This window comes from Streptomyces sp. NPDC050564, assembly GCF_044457265.1.
Lineage (GTDB): Bacteria > Actinomycetota > Actinomycetes > Streptomycetales > Streptomycetaceae > Streptomyces.
This window is the reverse complement of the sequence record NZ_JBITGS010000001.1, coordinates 62,704-78,054: the sequence shown is the minus strand read 5'-3', so window position 1 is coordinate 78,054 and position 15,351 is coordinate 62,704. Positions and strand designations below refer to the sequence as shown.

At 68.4% G+C, this 15,351-nt stretch carries 11 protein-coding genes and 2 pseudogenes; 8 read left to right on the top strand and 5 right to left on the bottom strand.

The annotated features are described in order from the left end of the window. The first annotated feature begins 134 nt into the window (after positions 1–134). Complete coding sequence (locus ACIBK0_RS00330) at positions 135–2,468, top strand: acyl-CoA dehydrogenase (RefSeq protein ID WP_399073981.1); 2,334 nt, start codon at positions 135–137, stop codon at positions 2,466–2,468. Between the two features lie 10 nt (positions 2,469–2,478). Further along, a pseudogene (locus ACIBK0_RS00325) lies at positions 2,479–3,667 on the top strand (lipid-transfer protein). Between the two features lie 31 nt (positions 3,668–3,698). On the opposite strand, the pseudogene ACIBK0_RS00320 reads toward ACIBK0_RS00325, so the two are convergent. Further along, positions 3,699–4,055: pseudogene (locus ACIBK0_RS00320) on the bottom strand (DUF2867 domain-containing protein); the annotation flags it as partial. A gap of 216 nt (positions 4,056–4,271) precedes the next feature. On the opposite strand from ACIBK0_RS00320, the gene ACIBK0_RS00315 reads away from it, so the two are divergent. Continuing rightward, positions 4,272–6,152, top strand: a complete 1,881-nt coding sequence (locus ACIBK0_RS00315; protein WP_399073979.1) for a protein kinase — start codon at positions 4,272–4,274, stop codon at positions 6,150–6,152. A 183-nt stretch (positions 6,153–6,335) separates the two neighbouring features. On the opposite strand, the gene ACIBK0_RS00310 is transcribed toward ACIBK0_RS00315, so the two are convergent. Then, positions 6,336–7,700, bottom strand: coding sequence for an ISNCY family transposase (locus ACIBK0_RS00310; protein ID WP_399073977.1), 1,365 nt, complete (start codon positions 7,698–7,700; stop codon positions 6,336–6,338). 251 nt (positions 7,701–7,951) lie between these two features. Here ACIBK0_RS00310 and ACIBK0_RS00305 point away from each other — a divergent pair, with 251 nt between their 5' ends. Together ACIBK0_RS00305 and ACIBK0_RS00300 are read left to right on the top strand one after the other, a co-directional pair. Next, complete coding sequence (locus ACIBK0_RS00305; RefSeq protein ID WP_399073975.1) at positions 7,952–8,257, top strand: hypothetical protein; 306 nt, start codon at positions 7,952–7,954, stop codon at positions 8,255–8,257. A 237-nt stretch (positions 8,258–8,494) separates the two neighbouring features. Beyond that, entirely contained in the window at positions 8,495–10,114 is a 1,620-nt protein-coding gene (locus tag ACIBK0_RS00300) for an ABC transporter substrate-binding protein (protein ID WP_399073973.1), read from the top strand. A 173-nt stretch (positions 10,115–10,287) separates the two neighbouring features. Here the strand turns inward: ACIBK0_RS00300 and ACIBK0_RS00295 are convergent, their stop codons facing one another. Further along, positions 10,288–10,455: a hypothetical protein gene (locus tag ACIBK0_RS00295; RefSeq protein WP_399073971.1), complete on the bottom strand. Its 168-nt coding sequence runs from the start codon at positions 10,453–10,455 to the stop codon at positions 10,288–10,290. Between the two features lie 1,018 nt (positions 10,456–11,473). Between ACIBK0_RS00295 and ACIBK0_RS00290 the strand changes: the two genes are divergently transcribed. Continuing rightward, positions 11,474–11,767 carry a hypothetical protein gene (locus ACIBK0_RS00290; RefSeq protein ID WP_399073969.1) on the top strand — a complete coding sequence of 98 codons (294 nt, stop codon included), beginning with the start codon at positions 11,474–11,476 and terminating at the stop codon, positions 11,765–11,767. Between the two features lie 138 nt (positions 11,768–11,905). Here ACIBK0_RS00290 and istB read toward each other — a convergent pair whose 3' ends face one another. Together istB and ACIBK0_RS00280 are read right to left on the bottom strand one after the other, a co-directional pair. After that, positions 11,906–12,697: an IS21-like element helper ATPase IstB gene (gene istB, locus ACIBK0_RS00285; protein ID WP_399073968.1), complete on the bottom strand. Its 792-nt coding sequence runs from the start codon at positions 12,695–12,697 to the stop codon at positions 11,906–11,908. Then, positions 12,694–13,242, bottom strand: a complete 549-nt coding sequence (locus ACIBK0_RS00280) for a Mu transposase domain-containing protein (protein WP_399073966.1) — start codon at positions 13,240–13,242, stop codon at positions 12,694–12,696. Before ACIBK0_RS00280 ends, istB begins: the two co-directional genes overlap by 4 nt. 11 nt (positions 13,243–13,253) lie before the next feature. Here ACIBK0_RS00280 and ACIBK0_RS00275 point away from each other — a divergent pair, with 11 nt between their 5' ends. Continuing rightward, positions 13,254–13,766, top strand: coding sequence for a Fic family protein (locus tag ACIBK0_RS00275; protein ID WP_399073964.1), 513 nt, complete (start codon positions 13,254–13,256; stop codon positions 13,764–13,766). 89 nt (positions 13,767–13,855) lie between these two features. Then, positions 13,856–15,295, top strand: a complete 1,440-nt coding sequence (locus tag ACIBK0_RS00270) for an MFS transporter (protein ID WP_399073963.1) — start codon at positions 13,856–13,858, stop codon at positions 15,293–15,295. The last annotated feature ends 56 nt before the right edge of the window (positions 15,296–15,351 follow it).

The window sequence follows — 15,351 nt, the reverse complement described above, 5'->3', positions numbered from 1 at the left end:
CCGGTGCGCCCGGGCAACTATTCCGATGCTTCGGCGTACTAACGAATTCTTGACCTTTCCATGGGGATCTGACCTACCGTCAGAATGGAACGTGTTCTAGTCTGGCGCGCACCTTGGGCCTTGGGGAGGCGCGCATGGGCATCGGGACCACGCCGGAACAGCGGGATCTGGCCGAGGCCGCACGCGGCTGGATCGCGCGAGCCGTGCCACCCGAGGAGGTCCGCAAACTGCTCGACGCGCCGGGCGGCGGCAGACCTTCCTACTGGGACGCACTCGCCGCGCAGGGACTGCTGGCCGTGCACCTTCCGGAGCCGTACGGCGGTGGTGGCGGCGACCTCGTCGACCTCGCCGTCGTCGTGGAGGAGGCCGCGCGGGCCGCGCTACCGGGGCCGTACCTCGCGAGCGCACTGGCGTCGGTGGTACTGGAACGGGCGGCAGGGGCGGTGCGGCCGGACGTTCTCCTGCGGTCGCTGGGGTGCGGAGAGCGGGTCGGCGCCGTGGCGTTCGACGCGGGGACCCTGACCGCGGTCGCGACGGACGAGGGTTATGTGCTCGACGGGACCGCGCCGCCCGTACTGTCCGGCGCCGACGCGGACGTCCTGATCCTGGCGGCCGCGGGCGCGGGCGCGATGGAGATGGTGTGGCTGGCCGTGGATGCCGCCGACCTCGTCGTACGGCCCCACGAGAGCGCCGATCCGACGCGGGCGACCGCCGAGATCCGGGCGGAGGGGGTGCGGGTGCCCGCCGACCGCGTCCTCGCCGCCGACTCGGACCTGGTCCGCGACCTCGCCGCCGTCCTCCTGGCCGCGGACGCGTGCGGCACCGCCGCGTGGGCGCTGGACACCGCCGCCGAATACGCCAAGGTCCGCGAACAGTTCGGCCACCCCATCGGCCGCTTCCAGGGCGTGAAGCACCTGTGCGCCGACATGCTCGTACGGCTCGAACAGGCGCGGGCGCTCACGTGGGACGCGGCCCGAGCGGCTCAAGAGTCGGTTGGGGCGGGGAGGGGGGCTGCTCAAGGGCCGGTTGGGGCGGGGAGGCGGGCTGCTCAACGGCCGGTTGGGGCAGGAGGGCGGGCTGCTCAAAAGCCCCTTGGCGAAGAGGGGCAGACGACTCAAGAGCCTTATGGGGAAGAGGGGGAGGCAGCTCAAGAGCCAAGCGGTGCAAGGGAGTTGGTGTCCGCCCTCGCGGCCGGTGTCGCGCTCGACGCCGCGTACTCCTGCGCCAAGGACTGCATCCAGATCCTCGGCGGGATCGGGTTCACCTGGGAGCACGACGCCCACCTGTATCTGCGCCGGGCGGTGGTGGCGCGGCAGTTGCTCGGGACCGGGGACGTACACCTGCGGCGGGCCGCGCGGCTCGCACGGGACGGCGTACGGCGGGAGCTGTGCCTGGAGCTGCCGGCGGAGGCGTCCGCGTACCGGGCGAAGGCCCGCGAGGTGATCGCCGGCGCGCGCGGGCTGGATCCGGCGGCCGTACGACGGCTGCTGGCGCCCACGGGGTACGCCGCCCCGCACCTGCCCCCGCCGTACGGACTCGGCGCCGGACCCGTCCAGCAGCTCGCCGTACAGCAGGAATTGGCGGCGGCGGAGGTACGGATCAGTGCTCTGGGCATCGCCACCTGGGTCGTACCGTCCCTCATCGCGTACGGCACCGAACGGCAGCGGGAGCGCTGTCTGCTGCCCACCCTGCGCGGGGACCTCCTGTGGTGCCAGCTCTTCTCGGAGCCGGGCGCCGGGTCCGACCTCGCGTCGCTGCGGACCCGGGCCGAGCGGACCGCGGACGGGCGGTGGCGGGTCAACGGACAGAAGGTGTGGACGAGTGCCGCGCAGTGGGCCGACTACGGAATCCTCCTCGCGCGGACGAATCCGGCGGCGCCCAAGCACAAGGGGCTCACCTACTTCGTCGTCGACATGAAGAACACGGACGGCATCGACATCCGCCCCCTGAAGGAGATCACCGGGGACTCCCTCTTCAACGAGGTCTACTTCGACGACGTGCTGCTGCCGGCGGACGCGGTCGTCGGCGAGGTCGACGACGGCTGGCGCGTCGCCCGCAACACGCTCGGCAACGAACGCGTGCACATGGCCGACCAGTTGACGTTCGACACGGGACTGGAGGCCCTGATCGCGCAGGCGGCTCCTGTCGACGAGGCGAGGTTGGGTGCTCTGCTCGCCGAGGCGCACGCGCTCGCCTGCATCGGGCTGCGGACGACCCTGCGGCAGGTGTCCGGCGTGGAACCCGGCGCGGGCGCCTCCGTGCGGAAGCTGGTGCAGACCGCGCACCAGCAGAAGGTCGCCGAGCTCGGGCTCGAACTCCTCGGCCCGGCGGGCGCGTTGCGCGAGGGCGTCGGGGAGCGAGCCGTGCACGGCTTCCTGCTCTCGCGCTGCCTGACCATCGCGGGCGGCACCACCCAGGTCCAGCTCAATGTCGTCGCCGAGCGCATCCTCGGCCTGCCCAGGGACTGAGAGGGAACTCATGAAGACGTACGTCGTCGGGGTCGGTATGACGAAGTTCGAGAAGCCCGAGACCCGGGAGTGGCAGTACTGGGACATGGCCAAGGAGGCGGGCACCAACGCCCTGGCCGACGCCGGGATTTCGTACGCCGATGTGGAGCAGGTGCCCGTCGGATACTGCTTCCAGGCCTCGACCGCCGGGCAGCGCGCCGCCTACGAACTGGGCCTGACCGGTGTGCCCGTCTACAACGTCAACAACAACTGCGCGACAGGGTCGAGTGCGTTGATGCTGGCGCGGCAGTTCGTCGAGGGCGGCCTCGCCGACTGCGTCCTGGCGCTGGGGTTCGAGAAGATGAAGCGGGGAGCGCTCGGGGGCGGGGCGGACGGCGGGGACTTCGAGACGTCCCCGGTGGCCCGGCACTACGGAATCATGGCGGCCCGGCACGGCTTCGATATGTCGCCGCCCACCGCGCAGATCTTCGGCGACGCGGCGCGAGAGCACATGGAGAAGTACGACGGAGGCGCAGTTGGCCGCTGTCGGCGCCAAGAACCACCGGCACTCGGCGCACAACCCGTACGCCCAGTTCCAGGACGTGTACTCCGTCGACGAGATCCTCGCCGCCCGGACCGTGCACCGTCCCCTCACCAAGCTCCAGTGCTCGCCGACCTCGGACGGCGCGGCGGCGGCCGTCGTGGTGTCCGAACGGTTCGTCGAGCGGCACGAGTTGGCGCACAAGGCCGTCGAGATCGTCGCCCAGGCGATGACCACCGACATCGAGGAGTCCTTCGCCTCCGGCTCGTGCATCGACGTCGTCGGACAACCGGTGTCGCGAGAGGCCGCCCGCCAGGTCTACGAGCGGTCCGGACTCGGCATCGAGGACGTGGACGTCGTAGAACTCCACGACTGCTTCTCGGTCAACGAGCTGCTGACCTACGAGGCGCTCGGCATGTGCGCGCAAGGCGAGTCCGGCAAGCTCATCGAGTCCGGCGCCACCACCTACGGCGGACGCTGGGTCGTGAACCCGTCGGGCGGCCTGATCTCCAAGGGACATCCACTGGGCGCTACCGGGATCGCACAGGTGGCCGAGCTGACCTGGCAACTCCGCGGCGAGGCGGGAGCCCGACAGGTGCCCGGCGCACGCGTGGCCCTCGCGCACAACATCGGGCTGGGCGGGGCAGCGGTGGTGACGCTGCTGCGGGCGGGGGACTAGGGAGTGCTCAGTGCTGGGTTCTGGGACCCGGTCAGCGCACGCTCCGTCCGGCGGCGTTCGCCTGCCACTCGCGGCCTATGGAGCGCATCAGCGCCGGGTACACCCCGATGTACCGGAAGGGCTTGATGGCGGCCATGTAGAGGGTGCCGAAGAATCCGTTCGGTTTCACCAGGACGGCCATCTGGCCGCGGTAGCCGTCGGCCCCGTCCGGGACCCAGCCGATGTGCATCACCGCGTGCACGGTCTTGTTGCCCATCTCGGCGGCCCACTCGTCGTCCCTCTGATAGAGGGAGGTGAACTTGGACGAGCCGAGGTCGGGCCCCTGGGGCCCCTCGCGAAGGTCGGCAGGCAACCGGTCGCGCAGGGAAGGCAGCCGGGTGCCGACGCCGCCACTGGACTAGGCACCGGCCGAGGAGTCCGGGAACGACACTAAGGACCGACAGCACCCAGGATGCCTCGACGGCACGAGCCGACAGTGACCCTCAGTCCGAGCTTGTCCGCGCGAGCGGTGCGTGGTTGATCTCTCGCTGATTCAGCATGGCCCATTTGTAGTTTTTGCCCAGACAGCATACGTTTTTGAAAGCGGGCGTTGTGGAGGTCTGCCATGACGGAGGGCAACGATGCCGAACGCCTGGTAGCGGGGCGGTACCGACTGCTGGGCAGGCTCGGGACCGGGGGAATGGGGCGAGTGTGGCTCGCCTACGACCAGAAACTCGAGTGCGAGGTGGCACTCAAGGAGCTCATGCTTCCCGTGGGCATCCCGGATGGGGAGCTGGGTGCCCGGATAGCCCGTGCTCAAGTCGAGGCCCGGCACGCTGCCCGGCTGCGCAGCCACCCGCATGTGGCCACCGTGCACGATGTCGTCGAGGACAATGGCCTGCCCTGGATCGTGATGGAGTTCGTGCCCGGGGCAAAGGATCTCGCCGAGGTGGTGCGTGATCGCGGCCCCCTGTCGCCCGCGGAGACTGCGCGCATCGGTCTGGCCGTACTCGACGCGTTGATGGCGGGCCATCGGGCGGGCATCCTGCACCGGGACGTCAAGCCCGCCAACATCCTGCTGGCAGGGCCAACCCCTGAGGCTCCGGGCCATGGCGAGGGCGGGCAGGTATTGCTGGCCGACTACGGCATCTCGCTGCAGCCGGACTCCGGCGAGACACGGCTGACCGGAACATCCGGGATTGTCGGAACCCCAGGATTCCTGGCACCGGAGCGCGCCCGCGGAGTCGCACCAAGCCCGGCTTCCGACCTGTTCTCACTCGGTGCCACCTTGTACTACGCCGTAGAGGGGGGCGGACCGTTCGAGCACCCTACGCCCTACGAGACGCTGAGAGCCTTGCTCTTCGAAGAACCCCCGCCACCGACCCGGGCAGGAGACCTGGGGCCCGTCCTGGCCGGCCTGATGGCCAAGGACCCCGAAGAACGGATGGGGGGCGACGAAGCGAAGCGCAAACTCGCCGAGCTCGCCGCCACGCCGAGTGCAGAACCCCGGATGCACAAGTCGGCCGTCCCTACGGCGAAGACGACGCCGCTGCCGGAAGAGCCGCCCGCCTCACAGCCCCCGCCTGCCGCACCGCCGACCGGAGAAGCCGCCCAAGCGGCGGAAGCTCCGCCACAGCCGCAGCCGCAGCACCCCTGGCGGTCTAAGGTCCCTTCGGCCCGGGTCTTGGGCGGCATCGCCGCTGCACTGCTGCTCACCGGTGGCGGCATATGGGGAGGCATCGCATTGCTCAACAGCCCGGACAAGACCGTCGAGAACGGCCAGTCCCTGCCCTACGGGGACAAGGTCGGACTGGCCCGCGAGCTGAAACCCGGAGACTGCGTCAATGCCTCCTGGCCCGAGGGAAGGCTCACAGGCATGCCCAAACTGAAAATCGTGGACTGCAGGACCTACCCGGATGGCCAGGTCCTGGACGTGAACGCAGCCACATCCTTGGCAGACGCGAGGACCAACGGCCAAGGACTCTGCTTCGGGCTCTTGCGGGACACGACGCGCAAGATGGTCGACGTCCAGTCCTTCGCGCTGGTACCCAGCGAAGCCGGCTGGGACAACGGCGCGCGCAACACCGCCTGCCTGCTCTTCGGCAAGACCGTCAGCCTCTACGGCCCGGTGGGCGACCACCGGAAGCACGGCGAACAGATCTACGTTGAGAACAGCTCAATCGGGGACTGCTACAACACCGAGAAACTGGAAGAAAACAATTACGCCTTCAACCTTGCGGACTGCAACAAAACGCACGAATACCAGGGCTTGGGCTACGTCAAGGCGCCCCAGAACATAAAGTACGGCGCTTGGGAAGAAGATTACGAGCTGTGCGTCAAGCAGTATGGCGCCTACAGGAGCAACACCCGCGATCTGCTCGCCTGGGGCGATGCCGAGGAGACCTGGAACCAGGGCTTCCGGTATGTGATGTGCCTGCTCACGATGCCCAAAGAGGGCCAGAAGCTCCCGCCCGGCTCAGCCGTACCCACACCGGCTCGTGACTGAGCTAGTTTCGCGATTGCGAAGACCGCACCCATGGTTTGATTCCTTCAGGAAGGGTCTGGGGCTTGCTCCCACCAAGGCTCGGGGCCCTAGCTTGGCTACTTGCCCCTGAAAAAGGGTTTGGCCTGGTGACCGGGCTGTTGCTGCGGGTTGTTCCGGTGCCGGAGCCTGGGCGGCCGTCCTTGTTCACCGGCTGAGGACGGTCATCCCGTGGAGGTTGTAGGCGAAGATCCCGAGTCCGGCCCAGGTCTGGGCGCCGGCCAAGCGGCGGAGGCAGGTGCGGCGGAAGCCGAAGCTGCGCTTGAGGTGACTGATCCGGGCTTCGATACCGACTCTCCAGTTGCGCATCCGTCGGAACGGGCGGCTGCGTTCGTACTCCCGGCGAGCCTTTCCCGGGGTTCCGTTGCGGTGGAGACCGATCCTGCGGACCCCGAGTTCGGCGAGCGCCCGGTCGTTGGCCGCGGTGCCAAAACCGCGGTCGGCGACCACGGTTGTCGGCACCCGGCCGACCAGCGCCGTCGCCCGCTCGACGGAGGGCACCAGTTGCGGGGCATCGGCCGGGTTCCCCCGGTGAACCCGGTGGTCGGCAACGAAGCCGTCTTCGGCCTCGGCCACCAGCGCGGTGTAGCCGAACTGGGTGGGGTGCTGGGGCTTGCCCTTGCGGATCGGCCGGGCGTCTGGGTCGGCTGACGACACCAGCCGGTCGGGGATCTTGCGGGTCCCCGCCAGCCGTAACGCGGTCTGTTCCAGCAGGCGCCGGGTGCCCGCCACCGTCTCGGCCAGCTCACCGACCAGGTGTGCCAGCCGCCCCGACGGCCGCCCGCGCAGTGCGCGCCGCGCATTGTGCTCCACCGTGGCCGCATCTCGCAGTGTCGCTGCGGCGATGGCGGCGACCTCGCCGGTGAGCCGGTCGATCTCGCCCAGCCCCTGACCGGTGCTCCCCCGCAGTGTGCGGGAGATCTGCTTCAGGCGGCGGCCTGCTGATCGGCTGCGGTCCCGGAAGCGGGTGCGCCTGGCGGCGCCGGCGGCCTTGATCCGGCGCACCAGTCGGCCCAGCTTGCGCACTCCGTGCTCCAGCAGGTCGGCGTCCGTGGGGTGGTCGATGTCGGCTTCGATGACGGTGGTGTCGATGCGCAGCTTGCGGCACCGCAGCAGCTTGTCCTCCACGAGCTTGCCCAGCAGTGCGGCGTTGAGCTGCTCGATGGCCTTGGGGCCGCTGCGGCGTACGAGTTTGACCAGCGTCGTCGGGTGCGGCACCGGGGAGGTCAGCGGGTTCCGGCAGAACCGCCGCCAGCTCAGCGAGTCCGCCACCTCACGGCACAGCGTCTCGTAGCCGAGCTGGTAGCGGTGCTTGAGGTACAGCGGACGCAAGAGCGTTTCGACAGGAACCGACGGCCGCCCCAGGCGTTCGGCGAACACCGCTCGCCACGGTGCGATGAACCGCTCGTCATCCAAGTAGGCATCTACGCAGGCCAGTTCGGCGGGCAGCTGCCGCGCCTGCTCCGGCAGTGCCTCCCACCATGTGTCCTGTGGCACGGACACACGCAACATCACCACCACCCCCGGCCGCCTCGACCCAACACCACCGTGGCGGCCACGGACAACTCGTACCAGCTCTCCGCGCAGGTCACCTCATCAGGGGCCCCGACTTCTTCAGGGGCAAGTAGCTAGGCACTTTCGACCCATGGCCCCAGCGTCAACGCCCTGGCCTGCGGCTTCACCCCGCCGGATCCTCTAGAACCCCCGAATGACGCGGAACGCGGGGCAGACCAGTAGCGCCTTTTCGAGCATGCCCGGGACCGATGCGACCCCCGCTGACCGCCCCGGACGACTTCGCCTACAAGCCGCTGCACCCGCGCTGGCACACCGTCATGGACGGCGGGCTCGAAGACGAGACTATCGGCGACGTCATCACCCGGCTGGGCAAGGGGCGACCTCTCCTTCCGGCCCACCCGCCGCGGATTGGCCACCAGCTCCAAGCGCGTCGGCAACGACAGCAAGGAGATCGCCAAGCAGGGCGGATGGGCCGACCACAGCGCCGCCATGGAGTGGGGTACTTCGAGGACGCCAACGTCTGGGAGGACAACGCCTTGATCGGCGCGCTTTGACACCTCTCTTCACCCGCAATGCGTATATCCGGATGACCCTCGGCCGTCATGGGCGGGGTGAATGTGTGGTTCATGGCGTATGAGGCGATATTGGGCCGCACGTAACCCAGGTCTGAGACAGAGCAGCGGCGGGCGCGGTGCCGAGCAGGGGACCAGGCATGGGACCGAGCAGCGGGACCGGGCGCGGTGCCGAGCAGGGAACCAGGCATGGGACCGAGCAGTCCGAGGAGGAAGTCCATGCGTGGAGCCACGTACGCCCGGTGGGCCGTGTGCGCGGTGGCGCTCGCGCTCGCGGCGACGGCCTGCGGGGGCGGGAGCGACGGCGGCGACGGCTCCGGAATCCTCAGTTCCTCGTGGGGCGACCCGCAGAAGCCGCTCGAGCCGGCGAACACCAACGAGACGCTCGGTACCACCGTCCTCGACATGATCTTCCGCAACCTGAAGCGGTATGACCCGAAGACCGGCGAGGCCGAGAACATGCTCGCCGAGAAGATCGAGACGTCCGACTCGCAGAACTTCAGGATCACCATCAAGGACGGCTGGACGTTCAGCAACGGCGAGAAGGTCACCGCGAAATCGTTCGTGGATGCCTGGAACTACGGCGCAAGCCTCGAGAACAACCAGCGGAACGCCTATTTCTTCGGCTATATCGAGGGCTACGACAAGGTGCACCCGGCATCCGGCACCCAGACAGCCGACACACTGTCCGGACTGAAGGTCGTCGACGACGAGACCTTCACCGTCCGGCTCAACCAGAAGTTCTCGACGTTCCCCGAGACCCTCGGCTACGCGACCTTCGCCCCGCTTCCCCGGGCGTTCTTCGACGACCACGACGCCTGGCTGAAGAAACCGATCGGCAACGGCCCGTACACCGTCGAGTCGTACACCCGCGGCTCGGGGATGTCGCTGCGCAGATGGGACGGCTATCCGGGCGACGACAAGGCGCAGAACGGCGGAGTGCACCTGAAGGTTTACACCGACAGCAACACCGCCTACACCGATGTCTTGGCTGGAAGTCTTGACCTCGTCACCGACGTGCCGTTGCCGCAGCTCAGAAACGTCCAGGGCGACCTCGATGGTCGGTACATCAACACGCCGGCCGGCGGCATCGAGACCATCGCCTTCCCGTTCTACGACGAGGCCTGGTCCAAGCCGGGGACGGAGAAGGTCCGGAAGGGCCTGTCCATGGCCATCGACCGGAACCAGATCATCGACAAGATCTTGCAGAGGAAACGAACCCCGGCGAGCGACTGGACTTCGCCGGTCCTCGGTGAGGGGGGCGGCTTCAAGGCGGGACTGTGCGGTGAGGCCTGCGAGTACCACCCGGACGAGGCGAAGAAGCTGGTCCAGGAGGGCGGCGGCCTCCCCGGCGGGCAGGTGAAGATCTCGTACAACGCGGACGCCTCCCTCAAGGAGTTGGTGGACGCGGTATGCAACTCCATCAACAACACGCTCGGCAACGACAGAGCCTGCGTCGGAAAGCCGGTCGGCACGTTCGCCGACTTCCGCAACCAGGTCACCCAGTTCAAGATGACGGGTCCTTTCCGGGCTGGCTGGCAGATGGACTATCCGCTGATCCAGAACTTCCTGCAGCCGCTTTACTACACCGGCGCCTCGTCCAACGACGGAAAATGGTCCAACAGGGAATTCGACGACCTGGTGGACAGGGCCAACGCGGAGACCGACACCGCCAAGTCCGTTTCCATCTTCCAGCAGGCCGAGGAGGTGGTCCGGGACGACATGGCCGCCATTCCCCTCTGGTACGTGCACGGCACCGCCGGCTATTCGGAGAAGCTCTCCAATGTGGCGCTGAACCAGTTCGGCGTTCCGGTGTACGAAGAAATCAAGGTCGGCTGACCGAGCCCCCGTCACGACCGGCCGACTCCGTGAAACCAGCTGCCCACGGCAGGCTGGCCGGGCGTTGCGGCCCCAGACTTTGCCACCCAGCCAGACTCCGAATTTACTCGATACTGTCCGCGGCAGTCACCTCCTAGTTGGCGTTGCTGCTCGTGCCGTCTCCGGCTTTGGCATTACCTGCGACGCAATTCCGGGAAGATGTCGGGATAGCAGTGCTTGCCGTGGCTGTCGAGGTGGCTCACGACCGGCGAGGCGGACATCGGGGCCGCCACCGCGGCGGAAGCCGGAAGGACAATGCCCCCGGCTATCGCCGCCGAAGCGGCAACCGTCGCGAGGCGCAAGCCCCGATGCTGGGGACGAGCGTCATCGTGGGTGTGAATCTTACGAGTCATGATTTTCTGCTACTGGTATAGAGAGGCTTTTTGATGTACCTCCGGGAACTCTGAGTGGTGATCGGCGGAACAGTTACGACCTGAACCGCCATGCCGGGATAACCGGCAGTTCGACGACAGGGAGAATTCTCGGCGAGGAATTCCGCCTTACCGTGCTGCCTCGATTCCTCTCGGGTGAGGCCGCACCACAAGTAGGCCTGACCCACAAAGGATCGTCACGTTCCGACTCGGGACTTGACAGAGCGGCATGCCTGGGGTGAAGGCTCCACGAAAACGCCGCCGGGCAGTCTCTGATCTTCGGGAAGCCCGGTATCTGCCGTGGTGGCTACTCCGATGCCCGCCTCGCACCCGCCGTACAGCGCCCGTCGGGCACGAGAGGTGGCAGGTTTTGCTGTGCTGCCCACTCGGAGTAGAGCAGGGAGCCCTGCGACGCGTCGTCGGCGAACGCAGCCTTCATATGCAAGCGTTCAGCGGCAGACACGGCCGTCGACACGGTGACAGGCTCAGGCCACCTTTCCGCGGTCAGTTGCCAGCTCAGGTACGAACCAAAGGGGATTGGGCCGCGACCCCCGCACGATCCCAGAGCTGACGGCCATCGCTGCCTCATGGGCTCGCAGCCGCTGACACTTGGGCTGCCGTTGGCATCACCCCGCTGCGGCCTTTCGTCGGCGAAAGGCCGCCTCCGGCGGCGTTTTCCGCTGACTTTTACCCCCTGTCTACGGGTCCGTCAAGTCCCGAGTCCTCGGAACATGACCATACTGTGCCGGTCAGGCCTACTAGAAGTGCAGTCTCACCGAAAAGCAAATGAGGCAGCACGGTGAGGAAGAATCCCTCCAAGGATTCTCCATTTCGCCGAACCGCGGTTATCCGGCTTGGCGCTCAGCGGTCGTAACCGATCCACCGACCATCACGCCGAATTTCCTGGGGCACACCACAGAATTCCTCGGTATCAATAGGGAGAAAACCCATGATTCGCAATAAATATACCCCCGACGACACCCGCCCCAAGCAACGACGCCTTCGCCTTGCGACGGTTGTCGCCTCGGCCATGGTGGCCGGGGGCATCATCGTTCCGGCTTCCGCTGCGATGGCGGCCCCCATGCCCCGCACGTCGGTCGTGAGCCTAGTCGGCAGCCACAGCATGCACGCGCCCAGCCTGCTTTCGGATGACGATTCTGGTGACGAATCGGACTCCGCCAGCACGGTCGATAACTTCGTCGAATCCGGCGGGTCGTGCATAAATCAGGAAGAGGGGTGCTGACCTAGGCGGACGGCGCCTATAAACATACGGAAGGATGAGCTTCAGTGTGGGGGAGGATTGCCTGACCCCCACACCCCAAGGCTTCGGCGTAGCCGTGTGACGCCCGGTTCATCGCGATCTGCCGGCTGACACGGGCGTTCAGCCCAGCTCGGATAAATTGGCCTGGTTCTGGTGGCTGCGCAGCCGGTAGGAGGGGCCGTCAATGCCTGCGACAGCGGCCCGGTGCAGGAGCCGGTCGAGCATCGCGGCAGCGACCGTGGCGTCGCCGAAGGCGCCGGCCCAGTCGGCGATCCCGACATTGGTCGTGAGGATCGTGCTCGACTTCAGATACCGCTGGTTGATCACCTGGAACAGCGCCGAGGCCCCGTCCTCGGGCAGCGGGAGGTAGCCCAGCTCGTCGATGATCAGGAGCTTGGGGCCGGCGAAGAAGTTCATGCAGGTCTTCCAGCGGCCCTCGAGGGCCGCCTTGTGGCACTTGGCCGCCAGTTCCGCGGCGGTGGTGAAGTAGACGCGGTGTCCGGCCTCGACCGCGGCCCGGCCGAGCGCGACGGACAGCATGGTCTTGCCGACCCCGGGCGGCCCGACGAACAGGACGTTGGAGGCGTCGTCGAGGAAGCGCAAGGTGGCCAGGTCGCGGATGAGTTTCTCGTCGACGCCCGGCTGGGCGGCGAAGTCGAAATCGTTGAGGGTCGACGGCTCCGGCAGGCAGGCAAACCGCAGCCGGGCGGCGAGCCGGCGGGCCTCGGTGGCCTCGACCTCGATCTCCAGCAGTCGTTCCAGGGCCGCGGTCAGCGACATCCGTTCGGTGCGGGCCTGGTCCAGGACCCGGTTCAACGCCTCGGCGGCATCGTTGAGTTTGAGGTAGGGCAGATGGCCTCGCAGCTGCTGGAAGCGGCGTGCTTCGCTCATCTGCATGGGCGACGTACTCACTCCGGGTTCTCCTCCTTCGGCGGGGGAACACTCCGCAGCCGGTCGGCCACGGCGGCATAGTGGGACAGGTCGATCACGACCCGTTCGGCCGGATCACCGACCAGGGACGGTCCGCGCAGGCGCTCGGCTTCCGCGAGCGCGGCATCCGACAGCGGCTTGCGGACCTTGCTCTTGCAGGGGGCCCGGTCGGAGAACGACGCCAGTACTGCTCGCTCCAGGGCGATGACGTGGCCGTCGTCCCGGACGGTCTGGCCGGCGCCCCGCGGGGCCCGGCGGTGCTGAGCGATCACCGCCTGGCCCGCGGTGGCGATCCGCAGGTCGCTCTCGCCCAGGCGGTGCAGAAGCTTGACCTGGACCCCGGGCAGGCCCGGCGAGACGGGGTAGAAGTTGCCGTCGAACTGCACCAGGCTCTGCGGGCTGACCGTCCGCTCGACCTCCAGCTCCGCCGGGAAGGGCCGCACCGGGATGTCCAACAAGGCTTCAGCAGCGGCGAGTTCGCCGACCGTGGTGGCCACTCCGTCGATGCGGCGGCGCCGCTCGTCCATTCGACGGCGCCGTGGACCCGGCCCGCGCAGAGGGTCTGCTCGCCGCCCTGGAGCTGATGCGGGCCGACGCGGCGCGCGGCGCCTCGCTCGACTTCGAACTGCTTCGCGGCTGGCAGCAGCACGTCCTGGACACACCGCAGCCGCCGCCGTTCCGCAGCCTGCCCGCCTTTGCCAAGGGGGGCCGGGAACGGTACGGCATCGGCCCGGACACCCGCGACCGCCTCGATGCCTGCCTGGCCGAGAGCGCAACGGGCGGCGGGCGGCCCCTTCCTCTGACCGCCCGCGCCGCACGCGCCTGTCTCGACGTCTGTTACTTCCATCCCTTCGACGACGGCAACGCCCGGTCCGCCTTTCTTGCCCTCGTCTTCGTCCTCGCCCGCGAGGGCGTCGCGCTCGACGGGGTCGCCCTGCTCCGTCGCATCACCTTCCAGGCCGACGACCCCCAGGACGCGGTGACCCTCGCCAACTACATCGACGTCCACCTCGCGGAGACTCGACGCGGCGCCGCGTCCCTCGGCTCCTGAGGCGTGATCCGAAAGGCAGGCCCTAGGTCTCACGGCCGAGTTGGAGCGCGGCGAAATCCCGATGCAAGGACCGTAACCCGGTTGAGAGCATGACACCCATGCTCCGAGCCGCCGAAGACGACACCCGTATATCCGAACGCACCGCCCCGCCCACGTGGATGGTGGTCGCACTCGCCTGCGCCGGCCAGTTCCTGGTCGTACTGGACGTGTCCGTGGTCAATGTCGCGCTGCCCTCCATGCGCACCGACCTCGCACTGAGCGCACCGGGACTCCAGTGGGTGGTGAACGCCTACTCGATCGCTTTCGCCGGATTCATGCTGCTCGGCGGCCGAGCCGGTGATCTGTACGGCCGCAAGCGGATGTTCCTGGTGGGGCTCGCGCTGTTCACGCTGGCCTCACTGGGCGGCGGCCTCGCCCAAGAGGGCTGGCAGCTGCTCGTCGCGCGGGCCGTGCAGGGCCTGGGCGCCGCCGTACTCGCCCCCTCGACGCTGACGATCCTCACCTCGGCCGTCCCGGAGGGCGCCGCACGCGCGCGGGCCATCGCGACGTGGACCGCCGTCGGTGCCGGGGGCGGCGCGGCCGGCGGCCTGGTCGGCGGGCTGCTGGTCGACGGCCTGTCGTGGCGGTGGGTGCTGCTCATCAACGTGCCCATCGGCGCGGTGGTGCTGGCCGGGGCCGCCCGCCGGCTGGTGGAGAGCCGGGCCGGAGACGGCCGCCGCCTCGACCTGCCGGGCGCGCTGCTGGTGACGGCGGGGCTCGCGACACTGGCGTACGGGATCGTGCAGACGGAGGCCGAGGGGTGGACGGCGGCGGTGACGTTGGTGCCGCTGTGTGCCGGCCTCGCCCTGGTCGGACTGTTCCTCCTCGTCGAGGCACGGACGAAGACCCCCCTGATGCCGCTGAAACTGCTGCGCCTGCGAGCGGTGTCGTCGGCGAACGCGGCCATGTTCGTCTGCGGCTCCGCGATGTTCTGCATGTGGTTCTTCATGACGCTGTACGCGCAGAACGTGCTCGGCTATTCGCCGTTGGGCGCCGGGCTCGCGCTGGTGCCCAGTTCGCTCGCGGTGGTCCTCGGCTCGAAGCTGGCGCCGCGCTTCATGCCGGTGGTCGGCGCGCGCAATGTGGCGGCCCTCGGCACGGTGGTGGCGGCGGCGGGCTTCGGCTGGCAGTCGACGATGACGGCGGACGGCTCGTATCTGACGGCGATCATGTTCCCGGGGATCCTGATGATGGCGGGCGCGGGCCTGGCCGCGACACCGCTGGCCGCGCTGGCGACCTCGGGCGCGGCACCGAGGGACGCCGGGTTGGTGTCCGGTCTGGTCAACACCTCGCGGACGATGGGTGGTTCGCTCGGGCTGGCGATCATGTCGACGATCGCCGCGGCCCGCACGGGCGACAGCGCCTCGGGGGAGGCACTGACGGCCGGGTACGCGCTGGCGTTCCGGACGAGCGGGTTCCTGCTGCTGGGCGGGACGGTGCTGATGCTGGTGTGGCTGCCGCGCAAGACTTCCGGCATCGCCCGGGGCTGAGGCGACGAGGAATTCCGGGGCCGAGGCAACGAAATCCGATCCTCGTGGACTCCTTC